The organism is Hoylesella shahii (assembly GCF_937990675.1).
Taxonomy (GTDB): Bacteria; Bacteroidota; Bacteroidia; order Bacteroidales; family Bacteroidaceae; genus Prevotella; species Prevotella shahii.
Window position 1 is genome coordinate 1 of the sequence record NZ_CALKQY010000040.1, and the last position, 18,531, is coordinate 18,531.

An 18,531-nucleotide genomic window follows, 5' to 3' on the forward strand; every position below is an offset into this window, starting at 1 on the left:
CGCAGTGCTATCTCCTACAAAACGCAGTGCTATCTCCTACAAAACGCAGTGCTATCTCCTACAAAACGCAAATCTGAATGCATCAATTCGCAAATTTGGGAGCGACTCGTGAATTCAAAAATGATGAAAACTGACTTAGTTTATGGGTGAATGGTTGTTTAAAATGTGCTATTTAGCATCTAAAATCGTTTTTTAGGGAGGTGGAAAATCGGAGGTAAATGATAAAATAGAAAGGCTAAATGGTACAAAATAGCGATAATGTATTTAAATTTGGTGTAAAATAAAATGCATTAACCTGAAAATTTGGCTAAATTTTATGTGTTTTTATCCTAGTTATTCATTAAAAAGAGTTGTTTACGAGAATGTGTTTTGTAAAATATAATTACTCGTTTTAACGGATTGAGGATGGTTTTACGCCATACTTATTCTAATCTAGCATTATATCTAATTGTAATTAAATTTTGCACGGCATTTGTTCATGATTAGTTTCAGTATAAATGGCGAGTTGAAGTTTGAACACGATAATATCTTTTAGCAATAACCCAGATTGTACTTATGTTTAAACCCCAATCGGTTATTAGAGACTAAATAGATTTTGTTTAATTTTCGAGCAGATTGACTGTCTTTGTAAAACGGCGTGGCGGTTTAGGTCAAGTTGCAAAGACAGGCGAGATGCCTACAAGAAAATAAAAGATGGTTAGTAAACAACACAAAAACAAGAATTCTGAAACATTGTGGTCTATGACCAATTAAGGTTAAAACAAATATCGATTGAATGATAACTAGTTAACTCATATGATTTACTCTAAATACTGTTGCCTCTTATTCATCTATCATATCTTGCAAGTCACTAGCTTTCCTTGAAAATTTTGATATCGTGTTTAATGCGAATATTATACTACCAAGAGTCGCAATCATTATTAAAGATAATCATGCAGTCTCGTTTAAAGTAATAGAGTTAAACGAAAGAAAAGGATTTAAGCTTTTGAATTCGAGAAAAATAAATAACTCATATAGATAGTCGTTGCTAATGACAAAATTTCTAGAAAACATTTTTTATTGCTTGGTTCATAGTTCGTGAGGTCTAAGTCAGCTATTGTAGAGTTAGTCTTGGGAGATTGATAATTCTACGAAAAGAAAGCTCCAACAAATTGTTGGCCAAATAAAAATATGAATAAAAAAAACTCGCTGTTAATTGCGAGCTTTTTTGCCTTTGTCGGGGCGACAGGATTCGAACCTGCGACCGCCTGGTCCCAAACCAGGAGCGCTACCGGGCTGCGCTACACCCCGTATCGCAAAACCTTTGTCGTTTTGCGGTTGCAAAGGTACAACTATAAGTTGAATTATGCAAAATTTTCCTTAACTTTTTATGATACCAAGATCAACAAATATCTTTTTTAGGATTTGTACACCTTTTTCCACTTGCTCTTCGGTATGTGTTGACATCAATGCCATTCGTACCAATGTGTCTTGAGGGGCACATGCAGGAGGTATAACAGGATTGATGAAAACACCAGCTTCGAAAGCCAGTTTTGTTACGAGGAAAGTTTTTTCAACGTCGTGAACATAGAGTGGAATGATGGGACTTTCTGTATCACCAATCTCAAAACCTTCTTCTCTAAAGCGATGAAGAGCATAGCGCGTTACATTCCAAAGCTTTTCTATACGTTCGGGTTCTTGTTGTATAATGTGCAGTGCCTCAAGTGCTGCAGCTGTTGCTGCTGGTGTATTAGATGCACTAAAGATGTACGAACGACAAGTGTGGCGTAGGTAATTAATAGTATCTGCATCAGCTGCAATAAATCCACCGATAGAAGCAAAGCTTTTAGAGAACGTACCCATGATAAGGTCTACCTCGTCGGTAAGGCCGAAATGGTCACAAATACCACGTCCGTCTTTACCGAAAACACCAAGGCTGTGCGCTTCATCAACCATCACAGAGCAGTTGTACTTATGCTTGAGGGCCACTATTTCAGGAAGTTTGGCCAAGTCGCCCTCCATAGAGAATACACCATCTACAACAATAAGTTTTACGGCTTCGTAGGGAAGCGACTTGAGTACTTTCTCCAAGTCTTCCATGTCGTTATGCTTATAGTGCAGTTGTTTGGCAAACGACAATCGTCTTCCATCAACAATACTGGCATGGTCGCGGTCGTCGCAGATGATATAGTCACCTCTTCCAACCACCATTGCCAGCACACCTTGGTTAACCGAGAAGCCAGTAGAGAAGCATAGTGTTTCGTCTTTATTAATATACGTAGCCAATTCTTTCTCCAATTGCACGTGAAGGTCAAGTGTTCCATTAAGAAAACGGCTTCCAGCACAGCCAGAGCCATACTTATCCAGTGCGTCTTTGGCGGCCTTAATCACCCTTTCGTCTCCCGTTAAACCGGTGTAGGCGTTCGAACCAAACATCAAAACATGATGCCCATCCATCTCAACTTCGGTCCCCTGCTTGCTAGTTATCTCGCGAAAATAGGGGTAAACACCCGCTTTAATATATTTTTGCGGCTCACGATACGCCTTGTATCTTTCTTGTAATTGTCCCATTTTAAATAGGTAAAGAGCTGTTTTTTTGTTTATCAGACTGCAAAGGTACGAAAAAATAACGCAAAACGCTTATAATTTCAAAGAAATCGCCCTTTAATGCGATTTTCGTGAGATACTTTCGCTTATCAAATGTTTTTTATTATCTTTGCATTAGAACATAAACAAGGCCTTGAAAGCAAGGGAAGTAACCTGTAAGAAGTCATAAATAAAACGGAATGAAAAAGAAAATTGTGTTCATCATGAATCCCAAATCGGGTTCGGGCAGTAAAAAAGGCATACCCGAGGCAATTGAAAAATACATCGATGCCGAACGCTTCGATTACGAAATACGCAACACCGAATATGCGGGGCACGCTTGTAAGATTGCTAGCGAGGCTAAAGAGCAAGGCGTTGACGTTGTTGTTGCTGTGGGGGGTGATGGCACTGTTAATGAAGTGGCGCGCGCCATTGTAGAGTCTAACACGGCCTTGGGCATTATTCCTTGTGGATCGGGTAATGGATTGGCTCGCCATTTGTTGCTTCCCATGAACATAAAAAAGTGTTTGCAGGTGATAAACAAATGCGAAATACACAGTCTTGATTACGGAAGAATAAACGAACACTACTTTTTCTGTACTTGTGGTATGGGCTTTGATGCTTTTGTGAGTCAGAAGTTTGCTGAGTCGGGTAAGCGTGGACCCATTACTTATGCTGAAAATATCTTGCGCGAAGGTCTTACCTATGAACCAGAGACTTATGAAATTGAAGACGAAACAGGCGTGCACAGATATAAAGCTTTCCTTATTTCGTGCGCCAATGCATCGCAATATGGCAACAATGCCTATATTGCTCCAGGCGCTTCGATGAGTGATGGTTTGCTAGATGTAATTATTATGGAGCCTTTCGACTTGCTAGATGCACCTCAAATAAGTCTTGATATGTTTAATAAAACGCTTGATAAGAACTCAAAAATAAAGACTTTTAGGTGTAAGGAATTGAAGATACACCGGAAAAACGAAGGTGTTATACATTTTGATGGCGACCCTGTGAATGCAGGAAAAGACATTTCGGTGTCGTTAAAAGAAAAAGGCATCAAGATGATTGTTAACCCCGATGCCGATAAATCGCAGAGAGAGCCTAATGCTTTTCAAACAGTTGCAGCCTCACTTTTCAACGATCTTAACGACATTCGCCGTTCGCTAAACAAACAAAGTCAAAAACTTCCACTCTTGGGGAAGGTTCTTCACCGAAAACTTACGAAATAAACAAATGTATTGGGCATTGTCTGCCCCACCCTATCTCATTTGGAAGAACGATAATATTATTGCGTTATATTTCTTTACAGACTTTATATCAAGAATATTGTCATATCGTAAGCAGGCGATTTGTTGATTGGTGCGTAATCGCTAATTGTTCATAAAAACAGAACAACCTAGGTGAATAATGGTTGAATTGAGCATAATAAGCTTTTCGGAATGCACGAAGTTCCAATAATAATCATTACTTTTGTAGGTATAATCAGTTTTGTATGAAGAAAATTATTACACTGCTCCTCACCATCACATTCGTTTTTTCTGCCTCAGCACAGTTGAGGTGGAACTCGTTGTATCAAACTTATATTAGCCAATATAAGGATTTGGCCATCGAAGAGATGCTCAAACATAAAATTCCTGCAAGTATAACCTTGGCTCAAGGTTTACTTGAGAGTTGTGCAGGACAAAGCGAATTGGTGAAAAAGGGTAATAATCACTTTGGAATCAAATGCCACGACTGGACAGGACGAAAGACTTATCACGATGATGACGCAAAAAACGAGTGTTTCAGAGCCTATAAAAGCGCAAAAGATAGTTATGAAGATCATAGCCAATTTTTGAAACGAACCAGATATAAGCAGCTTTTTTCACTTCCACTTACCGACTATCGCGGTTGGGCACGGGGCTTGAAAGCATGCGGATATGCCACCGATCCTGGTTATGCAACAAAACTGATTAATGTGATTGAACTGTATAAGCTGTACAGGTACGACTCAGCAACAGATTACGACAAGTTCTTTATTAAGCATGCCGGTAATTATCAGCCTGGAAATGACAACACTCGACTACATCCAATATACAAGTACAACGACAACTATTATCTGCGAGCACGTAGAGGAGATACTTTTAAGTCGCTTGCTGAAGAGCTTGAACTATCCGAAAAGTCGTTAGCTAAAGCCAACGAGCGTTCTAAATACGATGTGCTACGCGAAGGAGAGATAATCTACCTCAAGAAGAAACGTAAACATGCAGAGAAACAATTCAAGAACAGACCGCACGTTGTGAAGGCTGGAGAAAGCATGTACGACATCTCTCAAAAGTACGGTATACGTGTAAAGAGTCTCTATAAACTAAACGATTTGCCCGAAGACTACCAAATAAAAGTTGGAGTCGTGCTGCGTGTTTATTAATGCGCGTGATTAATTCGGTTGCAAATACTCTGGGAATATGCATTATTTAATGATGCATGAAAAAGTTAGAATAAGAGGCAGAAATAGCCATTGAGGCACAGCTATCGTACTGTGGCCCCGAGCAAAAGAATATAATCGACGAATAAACACTGTTGGGAATTTACAGTTACAATCTATAGTAATTATTATCGTTTAACATCATACTATAAAATGAAGACACTGTTCTTATCTATTCTCGCTTTGGCGAGTACGTTGACGGCGTGGTCTCAACGCTTCGACGATGAGTTTGATAATCGAACCCTGCGAATAGACTATACGTTTGCAGGCAATGTAAACAAGCAAGACATTTCTGTAGCCAAGCTTAACGTTATGCCTGGATGGTTTGGTAAACGACAAAGGTTGGCAGAAGTGCCTGTTGAAGGGAACGGGCAGATTACCGTTAGGCGCAAAAAAGACAAGCAAGTGATTTATCGCAATTCTTTTTGCACCTTGTTTCAAGAATGGCTAACCTATGATGAAGCCAAAACTTCGTCTAAGTCTTTCGAGAATGTATTCCTTGTTCCAATGCCAAAAGATACAGTTGAGATTACTGTCGACTTGAGAAATAACCGCAGAGAGGTGGTGGCAAGCCTAACACACACCGTGGCGCCTAAAGATATTTTGATTAGAAAGGTAGGCCAATCGGCAGTTACTCCGTACGAAGTGCTGCAAAAAGCCGCCGACCCAAACAGATGCATCCACATTGCTTATGTGGCAGAAGGCTATACAGAGGCCGAAATGGATGTGTTTTTGAAGGATGCTAAGGAGGCTACCGAAGCATTGTTTGCGCACGAACCTTTTAAATCTACGCGCGAAAGATTTAATATTGTAGCCGTGAAGTCGCCCTCAAAAGAAAGCGGAACAAGTGAGCCTTCTAAAGGGATTTGGAAAAATACAGCCTTGCACTCGCATTTCGACACGTTTTATAGCGATAGATACCTTACTACTTTGAATTTATTCGACCTACACGATTGGCTTGCTGGTACGCCTTACGAACATATTATTGTGCTGGTTAACACAGAGAAATATGGCGGTGGTGGCATTCTTAATTCGTATAACCTTTCGATGACACATCACGAGAAGTTTAAACCCGTTGTAGTTCATGAGTTCGGACATAGCTTTGCCGGACTTGGAGACGAGTATGCTTACGAAGCTGAAAGCATTTCGATGTATCCTCGCGATATTGAACCTTGGGAAGATAACCTTACTACTCTTGTTAACTTTAAGGGTAAATGGGAGAACTTGATAAAGAAAAATACGCCCATCCCCACCCCTGCAACCGAGAAAAACAAGAAAACTGTTGGCGTTTACGAAGGCGGAGGCTATAGTTTGAAGGGTGTTTATCGTGGTTTTCAGGATTGCAGAATGCGCACAAACGAATTTCCTGAGTTCTGCCCTGTATGTACGCAAGCCTTAACAAGGTTTATTGACTTCTATACAAAGTAGTTTTTGTGGCCTATATTCTCTTACTGAAAGTATTATAAAAGCGATAAAGGCATAGCAAACTATTGCTGTCCGGTAAAACTTTTTGGGGGATATCTGTGTTAGTTAAAATAGATTTAACCCTATTATTTCTTAGAATTATCGGTTATTATAGGTCTTTTCTTATCAAAATAAGTGCATTCTATAATACTTTCAGTTTGAAATAGGAAACCAAGCCCCAGGATGGGTAAAACGGCTGCAATACCGATGGATAAAGAGATACAGAACTTTCTGTTTATTTTTACCGGACAGCAATAATACCAAACCTAAGTTTTTGGGCATTATACCAACGCACTCGTTTAGAACAATAGGCGTGTTGGCATCAAATAAACAAGAAAGCCCCATTGCTTAACCATCGAAATTGGTTGTGCAGTGGGGCTTTTTTAGGGCCAAAAGTAAGTTATTCAATTGAAAAATACAAGTCACGCTACATTTAATAACGCTTGTTGGTTATATTTTTGTACCTTTAGGCTTGGTATTGTGACCTATTATTTTTTTTCTTCAGGCACAACATACCATTCGCCAGTCTCTTTAACTAGCTTTCGAGCAAACGATTCAGTGAATCCAGGGCGCTTTGGCCTTGCTCCAATACCTTCTTTGTTGAGAAGAAATTGACGACCTTTGGTTGGTTTAACGGCCATATCGTTGTATTTAACAATGAGGAAGGTGGCCAGTTCTTTCCATGTTTTCAACATAGCTTGTGCTTGCTCGTTGCTATAGTCGTTCAAATATTGAATAGCTTTTGATGCATCTGTGTTGTAAAGTTCAGCAGCTCGCTTTTCCACTTGTGCCTGTTGAGCTAGGTAACAGTTCTCAAGACTATCGCGAACTTCCTTCAGTGTAGGGAAAAGTTGGTTGTAACGAGGATATACCATGTTGCTTACCCAGTTGCAAACCCAGAATGCGTTCTTGTCAGAGAAGGTCACAGCATCAGCGCCTGGAGTATTATAGCATTCGGGTTGCACGGTGTTGCCACAATAGATAGGTGTATAAGGCACCATGTTGCCGTCGTCGTTGCCGAACCAAAGAACGCCTCCAATCTGCCTTGGTAGCCAAGAACGAAGTTGAGCTACGTAGCTAAAAGCTGTCTGTTGAGTAGAAACTGGTCGCTCGTTGAAGTATTTTTTGCCATCCACTGTATAATAAAGTGGTGTTGGACGATAAGGCATTTGCCATATACCTGCACCTACATTGGTGCTGTCTATTGCTAAAGGCGTTCCCTCATAGTGGTCGCGCATAGCTGCAGCAACGTCTTCGAAGCCCACTTTCTTATTGGGAATAATCCACAAAGGCATATCTTCGGCGTTGGCATCTCTTCCTAATACCCAAGGTAAATAGCGGTCGAAATTGTCGGCAAAGCGATTAAAGAAGCTGTAAACGCGAGCATCGCAAAACCTTCTTCCACCAAAAGTGGGAGCGCCATAAACATCGCGCCATGAGAAATCTTTGTCTTTACCCGTGTACCAACCTTTTGAACGCGCAAAATTGATCACGTCTTTAGAATACATTACGTCGCCTTTGGGATAATGCATAAACTTTGTTATGCGACTTTGGTTGGCGTGAGCGCAAATGGCATTGTCGGGAATGCGCACGGCAACCCATACTGCTCCCTTGCTACCAGCGCCTTTTCCCATCATTTCCATTATCCAAGCTTCATTGGGATCGCAGATAGTAAAAGTCTCACCACCCGAATAATAACCGTAGGTGTTCACCAGTGTTGTCATTACATTGATGGCTTCGCGGGCTGTTTTGCTTCGTTGTAGGGCAATGTATATCAGTGAACCATAGTCTATAATACCCGTAGAATCGGTCATCTCTTCACGTCCACCATAAGTGGTTTCGCCAATGCAGACTTGGTATTCGTTGATGTTTCCGATAACGTTATACGTCTCGGGAGCCTCTGGAATCTCGCCCAAATACTTGTGACTGTCCCAATCAATCACCTTTCTCATTTCGCCTTTGGCGTGCTTTCCTGCGGGGAAATGGCACAAACCGATGAAAAGACCATAGTCGTCTGCATTGTATGAGCAGAAGACCGACCCATCTTTGCTTGCTTTTTTACCAACAATGAAGTTGGTACAAGCATAGCTACCCAAGCCCATTATGGACAGGGTGGCAATTAGAAATAGCTTCTTCATAATTGTATAATTAGTTTGATTAATAAAGAATAGTTGTCTCATAACGTCTTTTGTTGCCTTGGTTGTCGGTGGCGAAGAATGTAAGCTTCCGTTGCTTGCCTGTTCGCTTTAGTGGCGTTTCTACCAATTTGCAGGCTACCCACGGACTTAGTGGAACTTCTTCGAATAATATAAACTGGCCATCGACATATCCTTCGTAGTTGTTAATGCCACTTTTGCTATCGGCAAGTCCTAACTTAATTATCTTTGAGGCGATCCAATTGCTTTGCCCCACTGGCGAAATAACCGGCGCTTCGTCGTCGTATTCTATGGTGTATTGCAATTGTAGGTCGCGCATACTAGCTGTAATCCAGCCTTTTTCGTACTTTCCACCAATGTAACGGGAGGTATATCCCCGTCCATTAATGTACAGTTTAGACGGGTCTTTCACCTGCTTGTTGAGTTTTATACTTATTCGAGCCGGTTGAAAAAGACGTTCTGCGGAATTTGTGAACGAGTAGGAACCAGACAAAGCGTTTTCTTTTGAATTTAACTTTGGTGTTAGTGTAAGCACATTGGCTACCGAATGGGGCTTAATAAGCAACTGAACGCCATCAGTTTGTAGCCCATAAGGTCTGTTCCAATAAACACTAAGCAGCGTGTTTAGTGGTTTAGGCGCAACCAATTCGCGTCTTTTTCCCGTTACTATAAAGGTATATCGGCTAGTATTACCCTTAAAGTCAGTTAGCACATATTCTAAATGATAATCTTTCTCTTGATTAAAATTCACAATTCCCTTGTTGGTATCAGCGGTTAACATCTGCAAACCCATGCCAGGGTATAAGAACGAGTGCATGTACCACACGTTATATTTGAGAAAATGTTCGTGGTCTCCCCATGCGTTTACTTGAATAGTTTTCTCGTAAGGAATGCGATTGACGTTACTTTTGAATACAGTTTTGCCGTCAACAAGCAGTTCTGTCTGCTTTACTCCATAACGATTGTAGGTTATTTCCATGTAATCGTTGGCCCAAATTCCAAATCCCACCTTTCCCCAAGCTGTGAATTTATTGGTTAAATTGTGTGAGGTGAACGAATGTGATGATTTTCCGGTATCGTTATTAAACGCCCCTTCGCCTCTTACTGGGTAAGCCATAAAACCATGGGCCATAGGTGGCAGACCGTCTTCTACATGCTGTCCTATAAACGCTAGTGGGTCAAGCATATCTCCAGTGCGTGTCTCGTGAAGTTCCAAATGTAAGTGTGGGGCTTCAGATGCACCCGAATTTCCACTGATGGCAATGAGTTGACCCTTTGCAACTGGTAGGTCGGTGGGCTTAAACCAGATGTCACCCGTAGACTTTCTTTTATTATACTGCCACTTTCTTACCATTGCTTTGATTGCGGGGGTAAACGTTTTGAGGTGACAATAAACGCTCGTATATCCTTCTGGATGATGTATGTACACGGCATTTCCAAAACCATCATGTCCCACAGAAACATGCGATACATAGCCATCGCCAATAGAGAAGATGGCTTTACCTTCCACTCCTCCTGTCTTTACGTCCACTCCACCATGAAAATGGTTGGGACGTGGCTCGCCAAAGTTACCCGCCAAGGAGATGGGGTAATTAACGGGCGACCCAAAAAGCACGTGGGATGCCAATATTAATGATGATATAATGTTCGTCATGCCATATATGTTACTTGAAAATTAGAGGTAGAAAGATGCTATTTATGATTGCCTTGAATTATATATCTAGCGATTTATACTTAAGATATATTGAGCTGTAATTGGCACTCACTCTAGCAATACACCGTTATGAAATGCTTGTAGCACCCCGCTTTCATTTTGTTTAATAGCAATTTCTCCACCTAGCCAAATAGTATTTGCCTCTTCGCCACATAGTGGCAGGTAGCTAATCACGGTAGATTGTACCACCGTAACCACTCCATTCTTGATAGTGTGGTCGTTGTAAACTATCTTGTTTCCGGCGTAGCGCTTCTGTCTTTCCATTGCATTTGTTCGTCTAAAGTTGCAGCCGAGTCGGGTTTGATGGGCTCTTGCATATCAGATGCTATCACAGGAGCATTTGTGCGCATCTTGATAAGCCTAATGTTATAGATAGGCAACAGCCTTAAGGTGGTTTGTGTGCCACCAAATGCCTTCTCATTGTTAAGGAGGAAGTAACCGTTCAGGCGTTTAATGCCGAGATTTTCTGTATCATTCAGCTGTAAAGTGTAGTGCGAGGGCGAAGAAACATGTATGGTTTGCGCCACAATGCTATCATTTGAAAGTGTCATAGCCAATACAGCTACAGCATCGCGAGCACCATCTTGGAAAATGAATTGGGTATCAAACTCCAGCAAATAACGGTCTCCTTTATGGAAACTAGTATCGGCTTGCACCACAAACGAGCAAATATTGAAGGGCACCTGACTGGTGAGAACCACAGACGCATTGCCTTTCCATACGTTAGTGGTGTCGCCAGTAGATGATAAACGCTCGTAATTAGCAGCTGCACCGCCAAGGGCTAATTCTTCTTGTTCTAATCTTTTTGACAAGTGTTGGTATATTTGGCGAAGCATGTTGGAGTTTTGCATGTAGTACACCATAGAAGAATCGAACTGCGCTTGGTCCACACCATGTTTCTTTAATGCTGCCAACCGGTAGGCATATTCTGTCTTTCCGTCGTTCATGTTGTTACGAGCCATAGCTCCAGCAATATGATAGTCGTATAGAATGTCTTCCATCTCTCCTGGCTGGATATACTCACTAGGAACGCCTGGCTTACAACTTATTGCAGTAAGCAAGCACAAAACGGATATCAATATACCTACAAATCTTTTCACGGTAATCTCCTTTACGCTTTGTCTGAATCTTTTTTCTTTAGTGAAAAACTAAAATTGATGGTCTCCCACTCCTTTCTGCAGAACAAGAAAAGGCAAACAACACCTACGCTGATACTTGCGTCGGCAAAGTTGAAGACAGGACTAAAGAACACGAATTGTTCACCTCCTTTGAATGGAAACCACTCGGGATAGGTGGTAACGATAAGCGGAAAGTAGAACATGTCTACCACCTTGCCAGTTAGGAAGTCGGCATAACCTGTACCAAATGGCACAAACGATGACACGGTAAAAGGCGTGGAGGCATTGAAAATTAGTCCGTAAAACATCGAATCTATCATATTGCCGATTGCTCCAGCCAATATCATGGATAGAAAAACGATGTATCGCGTGCGCATACTCTGCTTTACAACCTTCCATATATATCGTGTAATAAAAGCAATAGCCACTAGACGCAGAATGCTTAGAACCAATTTGTTGATAAATGTCATGCCGTAGGCCATGCCATTATTCTCAACGAAGTCTATGTAAAACCAGTTGGTTACGTGTATGGCTTCGCCTAGTGCCATGCTTGTTTTCACTTCAATCTTAATGATTTGGTCGATGATGAGGATTACAGCCACCAACAATATGGCCAAGTGGCCATCAGTAAATATCTCTTTTCCTTTTGCCATGAATGCTTGTTCTGTTATGCAGCCCGAAGCCTTGTCTCGCAAACATTGTTGCAAAGACAAGGCATCTTGCGTTGTAGGGCTTGTTACTTTAACGTTTACGTGCGTTCTTCGATTCTACACTCAGCGTGGCATGTGGAACGGCCATAAGTCGTTGCTTAGGTATAAGTTCGCCAGTGATACGGTCTATGCCATAAGTTTTGTTGGCAATTCTTATAAGTGCGGCTTCAAGTCCTGTAATAAACTTTTGCTGGCGATTGGCCAGTTGTATCAGTTCTTCTTTGCTTTGTGTGGCACTACCCTCCTCCAATACTTTGTAGGTTGGTGAAGTATCGTCAACGTCATTTCCGTCTGCATTCATCAGGGTACGCATCATCGCTTCGTAATCTCGACGCGCCAGTTTTAGCTTTTCATTGATAATCACGCGGAATTCTTCTAGTTCCTCGTCATTGTAACGTGTTTTGGTAGCCATAAGTTAGATAGGGTATTAATGATTTATTTTTTCTATTTTAATGTTCAAACTAAACTCTTCGAAGGCTATTTCTTTGCCGTCGTTGGCTGCAACTGTTATTTCATCGGCTAATACTTGGCTTTTAATATAACTGCCAAAAGCGTCAACTGCAGCATCGGTTTGCTCATTGGGGGCCAAAGTTACCTTAATGCGGTCTGTAATTTCCAATCCGCTTTCCTTGCGAAGGTTTTGAATGCGGTTGATTATCTCACGTGCCATACCCTCCTTTACCAACTCTTCGGTTAGTTCCACTTCAAGAGCCACGGTTAGGTTACCTTCATTCGATACCAACCATCCAGGTATGTCTTCGCTAATAATCTCTACATCTGCAGCTTCTACCACAACTTCATTGCCCTCAACAGACAAATTAATGTTGCCAACGCGCTCTAAGTTGGCTATTGCATCTTGGTCTAGTGCTTCCATTTGGGCTGCAATACCTTTCATAAGTTTGCCAAACTTCTTACCCATGGTGCGGAAGTTACACTTTACCTTCTTAACCAGTACGCCTTTACCTTCCTCAACAAAGTTCAGTTCTTTCACATTTACTTCACTCATAATGAGGTCTTTAACAGCTTCGATATGTGCTTTTTGACGTTGGTCTACAGCAGGTATCATAATTTGCAACAGTGGTTGGCGAACCTTAATGTTTACTTTACGACGCAATGCCAGTACCATCGAGGTGATTTTTTGTGCCATTTCCATGCGTTCTTCCAATTCGCGATCGATAAATTTATCGTCTGCAACGGGGAAGTTTGCCAAGTGCACCGACTGCAATTGCTCACGCTGTGTGGCTTTTGTTAAGTCGAGATATAGTTGATCGGCATAGAAAGGTGCAAATGGAGCCAATAATTTGGCCACAGTTTCAAGGCAGGTGTAAAGTGTTTGATAAGCGCTGAGTTTGTCTTGGCTCATCTCTTTACCCCAGAAACGTTTGCGATTAAGACGAACATACCAGTTGCTTAGGTCGTCGTTAACAAATGCATCTATAAGACGACCTGCTCTTGTGGGGTCGTAATCGTCCATTTCGTACTCCACGCCCTTGATAAGCGAGTGCAATTCTGATAAAATCCAGCGGTCAATCTCGGGTCTTTCATTCAGTGGAACATCTGCTTCACTGTAGTCGAATCCATCAACGTTAGCATAGAGGGCGAAGAACGAGTAGGTGTTATACAATGTTCCAAATAGTTTTCTACGAATTTCGTCAACGCTTTCGGCATCGAATTTTAAGTTATCCCATGGCTCCGAGTTGGTAAGCATGTACATACGCACAGGGTCTGCACCATATTTCTCCATCATTTCGAATGGGTTAACCACGTTGCCCACGTGCTTACTCATCTTGTTTCCTTTAGCATCGAGTACCAAACCCGTAGAGATAACGTTCTTAAATGCCACACTATCGAACACCATTGTAGCAATGGCGTGCAGGGTAAAGAACCAACCGCGTGTTTGGTCAACACCTTCATTGATGAAGTCGGCGGGGAATGCAATGCGTTTGTCTATCAAGTCGGCATTCTCAAAGGGATAGTGTACTTGTGCATAGGGCATTGCTCCCGAGTCGAACCACACGTCAATTAGGTCTATTTCGCGCTTCATGGGTTTGCCTGTTTCGCTAACCAGCACAATATCGTCTACATAGGGGCGGTGTAAGTCGATGCGTTCGTAGTTGGCTTGCGCATAATCGCCTGGTACAAAACCATGTTCTTTAAGCGGATTTGAAACCATGTGACCTGCTGCCACACTCTTTTCAATCTCAGCGTAAAGTTCTTCAAGCGAGCCAATACATATTTCATGACCTTCTTCGTCGCGCCAAATGGGCAATGGTGTGCCCCAGAAACGCGAACGCGAAAGGTTCCAGTCGTTAAGGTTTTCTAGCCAATTGCCAAATCTTCCTGTACCCGTTGATTCGGGTTTCCAGTTGATGGTTTTGTTCAACTCGAACATTCTTTGTTTCTTAGCTGCTGAACGGATAAACCAACTATCGAGAGGATAATAAAGCACGGGCTTGTCTGTGCGCCAGCAATGTGGATAACTGTGCACATGTTTTTCTATCTTAAAGGCTTTGTTTTGTGCCTTTAAGTCCATGCAGATAGACACATCGAGGGTTTCGTCGTTCTCGGTAAGTGCGTCGTCGTATTCATTTTTAACGTATCTGCCAGCGTATTTACTCCATTCGGGTACATTAACAAACTTGCTAACAAATTCGGCATCAAGGTCTTCCACCTTGAAATATTTACCTTCAAGGTCAACAACAGGACGTTCACCTCCTTTATTATCAATAAGAACAATTGCCGGAACACCTGCCTTGCGAGCAACAAGTGCGTCGTCGGCACCAAAGTTAGGGGCAATGTGTACGATACCAGTACCGTCTTCTGTGGTTACATAGTCGCCAGGAATTACGCGGAATGCGCCATCTTCCATGGGCGAAATAAATGGCAACAACTGATGATAAGCAATATCTACGAGGTCGTTACCAGTGTAAGTGCCTATCACTTTCCAAGGAATAAGCTTATCTCCTTTTTTATAGGATGCTAGGTCAACGTCTTTCCCTGCTTCATTAAAGTAGGCGTTAAGGCGTGCTTCTGCTAGAATAACGGTGATAGGTTCTCCGGTATAAGGGTTGAAGCTTTGCACCGCTGCATAGTTTATCTTCGGACCTACGCAAAGCGCCGAATTGGCCGCCAACGTCCAAGGGGTGGTTGTCCATGCCATGAAATAAGCTTTCCCCCACCCTACCCATTCGGGTTTGGGGTTCTTTATTTCGAACTGTGCGGTAACCGTAGTATCCTTAACGTCGCGATAGCAACCAGGCAAGTTTAGTTCGTGCGAACTAAGACCTGTACCAGCTGCAGGCGAATAAGGCTGAATGGTATAGCCCTTATAGAGCATATCTTTGGTGTAGAGTTGCTTTAATAGCCACCAAAGTGTTTCGATATATTTGTTGTCGTAGGTGATATAGGGATGGTCAAGGTCAACAAAATATCCCATTTCTTCGGTAAGCTCGCGCCACTCGGCCGTAAATTTCATCACATTCTCGCGACACTTTTTGTTGTAATCGGCAACAGAGATATATTTAGCCGACTCTTTGTTGTCGATGTCAGCCTTAGTTATGCCCAATTCTTTTTCCACTCCAAGCTCCACAGGCAAGCCATGGGTGTCCCATCCGGCCTTCCTTTTCACTTGGAAACCTTTCATTGTTTTGTATCTGTTGAAAGTATCTTTGATGCTTCTAGCCAGTACGTGGTGAATGCCAGGATGTCCGTTGGCTGATGGTGGTCCTTCATAGAACACAAATTGTGGGCATCCTTCCTTCTCGTTGATTGTCTTATGGAAAATGTCATTCTTCTCCCACTCGGCCAACATGTTTTTGTTGGTCTGAGTAAGATTAAGTCCTTTGTACTCGGCAAATTTATTAGCCATATTCTATACCTTATTTAATTCGTCGTTGTTTATATAAAGCGCAAAGGTAAGAAAAAAAGTTTTCATAGCCAAGTATAGGTGTGAAAAAGGATATTTCGCTAACAATAGACAACATTTAATACCCTATTACCTTATTAACCTATAAGTAGTTATATTTTTTTACAAATATGCGCTATTCTACACTTATTTTTAGCCAGAAAAAAGTTGAAAAGTAGGTAAAAAGTTCCTTATTCTCACTTTATCCGTCTTTTATTTTGTCTATTTTCGAGAACAAATCCTGCATTTTGCACCATTTTGCCTTTCTAGTTTGGTTGTAAACTCTAAATTTCATAAGCCCAATTTGACCCTTTTTGCTATGAAATGTATACTTGTTTTCGACCTTTTTGACCTTTTTTGCTTGCTTTTCGATGATTAAAGAAGGTTCTAGCAATACCATAGCAGTGTATATTTATGCTTGTTGCCTCGCATTTAGCACCATTTCGTCTTGCATTTAGCACCAAAATACACTGCGTTTAGCAACAAAACACCTTGCGTTTAGCAGCAAAATGCAATGCGTTTAGCACCAAAACACAATACGTTTAGCAGCAAAACGCCCATCTTTTAGCTGCAAATAGCCAAATAACTGACACTAATTGAGGTTTTATGCAAAGCGAATGTATTTTTCTGCATTTACTCTTATCACCCTTTTTGCCTTAAAACAAACCTTCGCGAGAATCGATTATTTGCAACAAGGTTTAAGGTTGGTGAAGAGAAGTAGCTCTTTTTATGTTAAATTTTATGCTGAAAAATTTACAAAATCTTTTATTTAGATTGCGCGCGCATAATCAATGGCTTGGAAAACTCACACACATACTACCGCCATCGCAAGCGGTTGCAGGGCATACTGCTCATGGCCAATGGCGACAGCTCTATGCAAATACAAAAAAGTATGACTTCATAGACAATATTTTGAACATTTCTTGCGTTATTAAACCAAAAGCTCCAAGACACTGATGAAACCGAAAGGCTTGGAAGGATGGTCTGTGTGGCTGGTCCCCACCCTCTACCTCGCATCCATACTCAGCGATACGCGCCAGCGTTTCACCAAGCACTACTTCATCGGCGACAGGCGCGTGGCCTCCAAAATGGGTGCAGGCATATTCCAGAACGCCTACGGCCACAGCGCGAACGTCGTCACGGCCGAGCAGAAAGACTACCAGATGCGTATGATGCAGATAGAAATACAACGCGAGGACTACTACCACAAGTTGGGCACGCCACCGGGTGTTCCTACGATGAAGTGTGCAACGGCCGATCCCGACAACACCGGTTATGGCTACAACTCCATCATCGGAGAGCTGGGCGACCACTCTGTGCCCGAAGGTTGGGTGCAACGACGGAAGTTCAATGACAAGGGAGATGTCCCTGGCCCACCCATTCAATGGCAGAAACCCGAAGACCCTGACAATGCGCAACCGGGGTATGGTTATGTCCCCACAGACACGACCAACATCGAGGATATCTTCTTCTATCATAGCGACCACCTCGGCAGCACCTCTTACATCACCGACGCCAAGGCCAACATCACCCAGTTCGACGCCTACCTGCCCTACGGCGAACTGCTCGTGGACGAACACAGCAGCAGTGAGGAGATGCCGTATAAATTCAACGGCAAGGAGTTTGACCAAGAAACGGGGCTGTACTATTATGGGGCGAGGTATATAAACCCTGTTACGAGTCTGTGGTATGGGGTGGATCCGTTGGCAAAGAAGTATCCGAGCGTTGGTGGGTATGTGTATTGCATGGAACGTCCTACAAAGTTAATCGATACGGATGGCCGTAAGGTCATAATCTCAGGAAGTAGAAATCAACGAATAATTGTGTTGAACCAGCTTCAGAAATTGACAAATTATAAGCTAGGAGTGAAGCAAAATGGAGAAGTCGTAATTTTAGCAACACGTGGCAAGAATAAATCAAAAAAACTTACAGTTGGCACTAGTCTTATTGAATCTGTGATAAAACATAAGCGAACGATGAAAATACAAATAACTGATCCTGGTGAAAAGTCTAGGGAGCACGATATTTATTGGAAGGATGCATTTAATGGGAAGGGGACTGACGTAGTTGTTAATTTTGATGTTACATATACTCCCAAACTTCTAACAGAGAATGGTAAGACTGGCAAAAGTTCAGAGGAGGTGACGCCTTTATTTATTGTTTTAGGGCATGAAATTATACATGGAGAACGTTCCATGGATGGTATTTCCGTGGATCCTGATACAAAATCTTCATATAAATACAGAAACCCTTATGGACAACTTATAATTAGGGTAATTCAGTTAATTCCCTCTTAGGAATCTCTGGAGACTGTCAAATACCAGATTCTTTTCTTGAAAAGCGTCTTTGGAAGAGTACTTGATGTGCTTTTCGCGCAAAAACTCCCAAATGTCGAGCCGTATGGGCACACCTGTCCCTTCCATACCTGCCTATGGA

The 18,531-nt window shown here is 42.0% G+C and carries 12 protein-coding genes, 1 tRNA gene and 1 pseudogene; 5 read left to right on the top strand and 9 right to left on the bottom strand.

Translation table 11 applies throughout. The annotated features are described in order from the left end of the window. Positions 1 to 1,216: 1,216 nt before the first annotated feature. Both QME03_RS05850 and spt read right to left on the bottom strand, forming a co-directional pair. Positions 1,217 to 1,290: transfer RNA gene (locus tag QME03_RS05850), tRNA-Pro, on the bottom strand. A 69-nt stretch (positions 1,291 to 1,359) separates the two neighbouring features. Further along, positions 1,360 to 2,550, bottom strand: a complete 1,191-nt coding sequence (spt, locus tag QME03_RS05855; protein WP_025816078.1) for a serine palmitoyltransferase — start codon at positions 2,548 to 2,550, stop codon at positions 1,360 to 1,362. A 215-nt stretch (positions 2,551 to 2,765) separates the two neighbouring features. On the opposite strand from spt, the gene QME03_RS05860 reads away from it, so the two are divergent. From QME03_RS05860 to QME03_RS05870, 3 genes are all read left to right on the top strand, one after another. Further along, positions 2,766 to 3,794 (top strand): diacylglycerol/lipid kinase family protein, encoded by a 1,029-nt coding sequence (locus tag QME03_RS05860; protein WP_025816079.1) that lies wholly within the window; start codon positions 2,766 to 2,768, stop codon positions 3,792 to 3,794. Between the two features lie 263 nt (positions 3,795 to 4,057). After that, a complete protein-coding gene (locus QME03_RS05865; RefSeq protein WP_025816080.1) occupies positions 4,058 to 4,972 on the top strand; it encodes a glucosaminidase domain-containing protein in 915 nt (304 codons plus the stop codon). A gap of 210 nt (positions 4,973 to 5,182) precedes the next feature. Beyond that, positions 5,183 to 6,457: a M64 family metallopeptidase gene (locus QME03_RS05870; protein ID WP_025816081.1), complete on the top strand. Its 1,275-nt coding sequence runs from the start codon at positions 5,183 to 5,185 to the stop codon at positions 6,455 to 6,457. Positions 6,458 to 6,981: 524 nt separating this feature from the next. Here QME03_RS05870 and QME03_RS05875 read toward each other — a convergent pair. The 7 genes from QME03_RS05875 to ileS all read right to left on the bottom strand — a co-directional run bounded on the left by QME03_RS05875 (position 6,982) and on the right by ileS (position 16,059). After that, entirely contained in the window at positions 6,982 to 8,631 is a 1,650-nt protein-coding gene (locus QME03_RS05875) for a dipeptidase (RefSeq protein ID WP_281723770.1), read from the bottom strand. Between the two features lie 19 nt (positions 8,632 to 8,650). Then, positions 8,651 to 10,303 (bottom strand): M23 family metallopeptidase, encoded by a 1,653-nt coding sequence (locus tag QME03_RS05880; RefSeq protein ID WP_281723771.1) that lies wholly within the window; start codon positions 10,301 to 10,303, stop codon positions 8,651 to 8,653. A gap of 108 nt (positions 10,304 to 10,411) precedes the next feature. After that, positions 10,412 to 10,627, bottom strand: a complete 216-nt coding sequence (locus QME03_RS05885; protein WP_281723772.1) for a hypothetical protein — start codon at positions 10,625 to 10,627, stop codon at positions 10,412 to 10,414. After that, positions 10,591 to 11,463: a DUF4296 domain-containing protein gene (locus QME03_RS05890; protein WP_273116243.1), complete on the bottom strand. Its 873-nt coding sequence runs from the start codon at positions 11,461 to 11,463 to the stop codon at positions 10,591 to 10,593. The genes QME03_RS05885 and QME03_RS05890 overlap by 37 nt, the downstream gene beginning before the upstream one ends. An 11-nt stretch (positions 11,464 to 11,474) precedes the next feature. Next, complete coding sequence (locus tag QME03_RS05895; RefSeq protein ID WP_273148730.1) at positions 11,475 to 12,134, bottom strand: lipoprotein signal peptidase; 660 nt, start codon at positions 12,132 to 12,134, stop codon at positions 11,475 to 11,477. Between the two features lie 88 nt (positions 12,135 to 12,222). After that, positions 12,223 to 12,603 carry a TraR/DksA family transcriptional regulator gene (locus QME03_RS05900; RefSeq protein WP_025816085.1) on the bottom strand — a complete coding sequence of 127 codons (381 nt, stop codon included), beginning with the start codon at positions 12,601 to 12,603 and terminating at the stop codon, positions 12,223 to 12,225. A 15-nt stretch (positions 12,604 to 12,618) separates the two neighbouring features. Beyond that, positions 12,619 to 16,059 (bottom strand): isoleucine--tRNA ligase, encoded by a 3,441-nt coding sequence (ileS, locus tag QME03_RS05905; protein ID WP_281723773.1) that lies wholly within the window; start codon positions 16,057 to 16,059, stop codon positions 12,619 to 12,621. A 1,037-nt stretch (positions 16,060 to 17,096) separates the two neighbouring features. Here ileS and QME03_RS11840 point away from each other — a divergent pair. Both QME03_RS11840 and QME03_RS11845 read left to right on the top strand, forming a co-directional pair. Beyond that, a pseudogene (locus tag QME03_RS11840) lies at positions 17,097 to 17,879 on the top strand (RHS repeat domain-containing protein); the annotation flags it as partial. A 9-nt stretch (positions 17,880 to 17,888) separates the two neighbouring features. Beyond that, the gene (locus tag QME03_RS11845; RefSeq protein WP_410521757.1) at positions 17,889 to 18,392 is read left to right on the top strand and encodes a M91 family zinc metallopeptidase; all 504 of its coding nucleotides are present in this window, start codon (positions 17,889 to 17,891) and stop codon (positions 18,390 to 18,392) included. The last annotated feature ends 139 nt before the right edge of the window (positions 18,393 to 18,531 follow it).

What these genes read in the sequence shown, in the direction of transcription:
- spt (WP_025816078.1), bottom strand. Translation starts at nt 2,550, where the DNA reads ATGGGACAATTACAAGAAAGATACAAGGCGTATCGTGAGCCGCAAAAA.
- QME03_RS05860 (WP_025816079.1), top strand. Translation starts at nt 2,766, where the DNA reads ATGAAAAAGAAAATTGTGTTCATCATGAATCCCAAATCGGGTTCGGGC.
- QME03_RS05885 (WP_281723772.1), bottom strand. Translation starts at nt 10,627, where the DNA reads ATGGAAAGACAGAAGCGCTACGCCGGAAACAAGATAGTTTACAACGAC.
- ileS (WP_281723773.1), bottom strand. Translation starts at nt 16,059, where the DNA reads ATGGCTAATAAATTTGCCGAGTACAAAGGACTTAATCTTACTCAGACC.
- QME03_RS05880 (WP_281723771.1), bottom strand. Translation starts at nt 10,303, where the DNA reads ATGACGAACATTATATCATCATTAATATTGGCATCCCACGTGCTTTTT.
- QME03_RS05870 (WP_025816081.1), top strand. Translation starts at nt 5,183, where the DNA reads ATGAAGACACTGTTCTTATCTATTCTCGCTTTGGCGAGTACGTTGACG.
- QME03_RS05865 (WP_025816080.1), top strand. Translation starts at nt 4,058, where the DNA reads ATGAAGAAAATTATTACACTGCTCCTCACCATCACATTCGTTTTTTCT.
- QME03_RS05900 (WP_025816085.1), bottom strand. Translation starts at nt 12,603, where the DNA reads ATGGCTACCAAAACACGTTACAATGACGAGGAACTAGAAGAATTCCGC.
- QME03_RS05895 (WP_273148730.1), bottom strand. Translation starts at nt 12,134, where the DNA reads ATGGCAAAAGGAAAAGAGATATTTACTGATGGCCACTTGGCCATATTG.
- QME03_RS05875 (WP_281723770.1), bottom strand. Translation starts at nt 8,631, where the DNA reads ATGAAGAAGCTATTTCTAATTGCCACCCTGTCCATAATGGGCTTGGGT.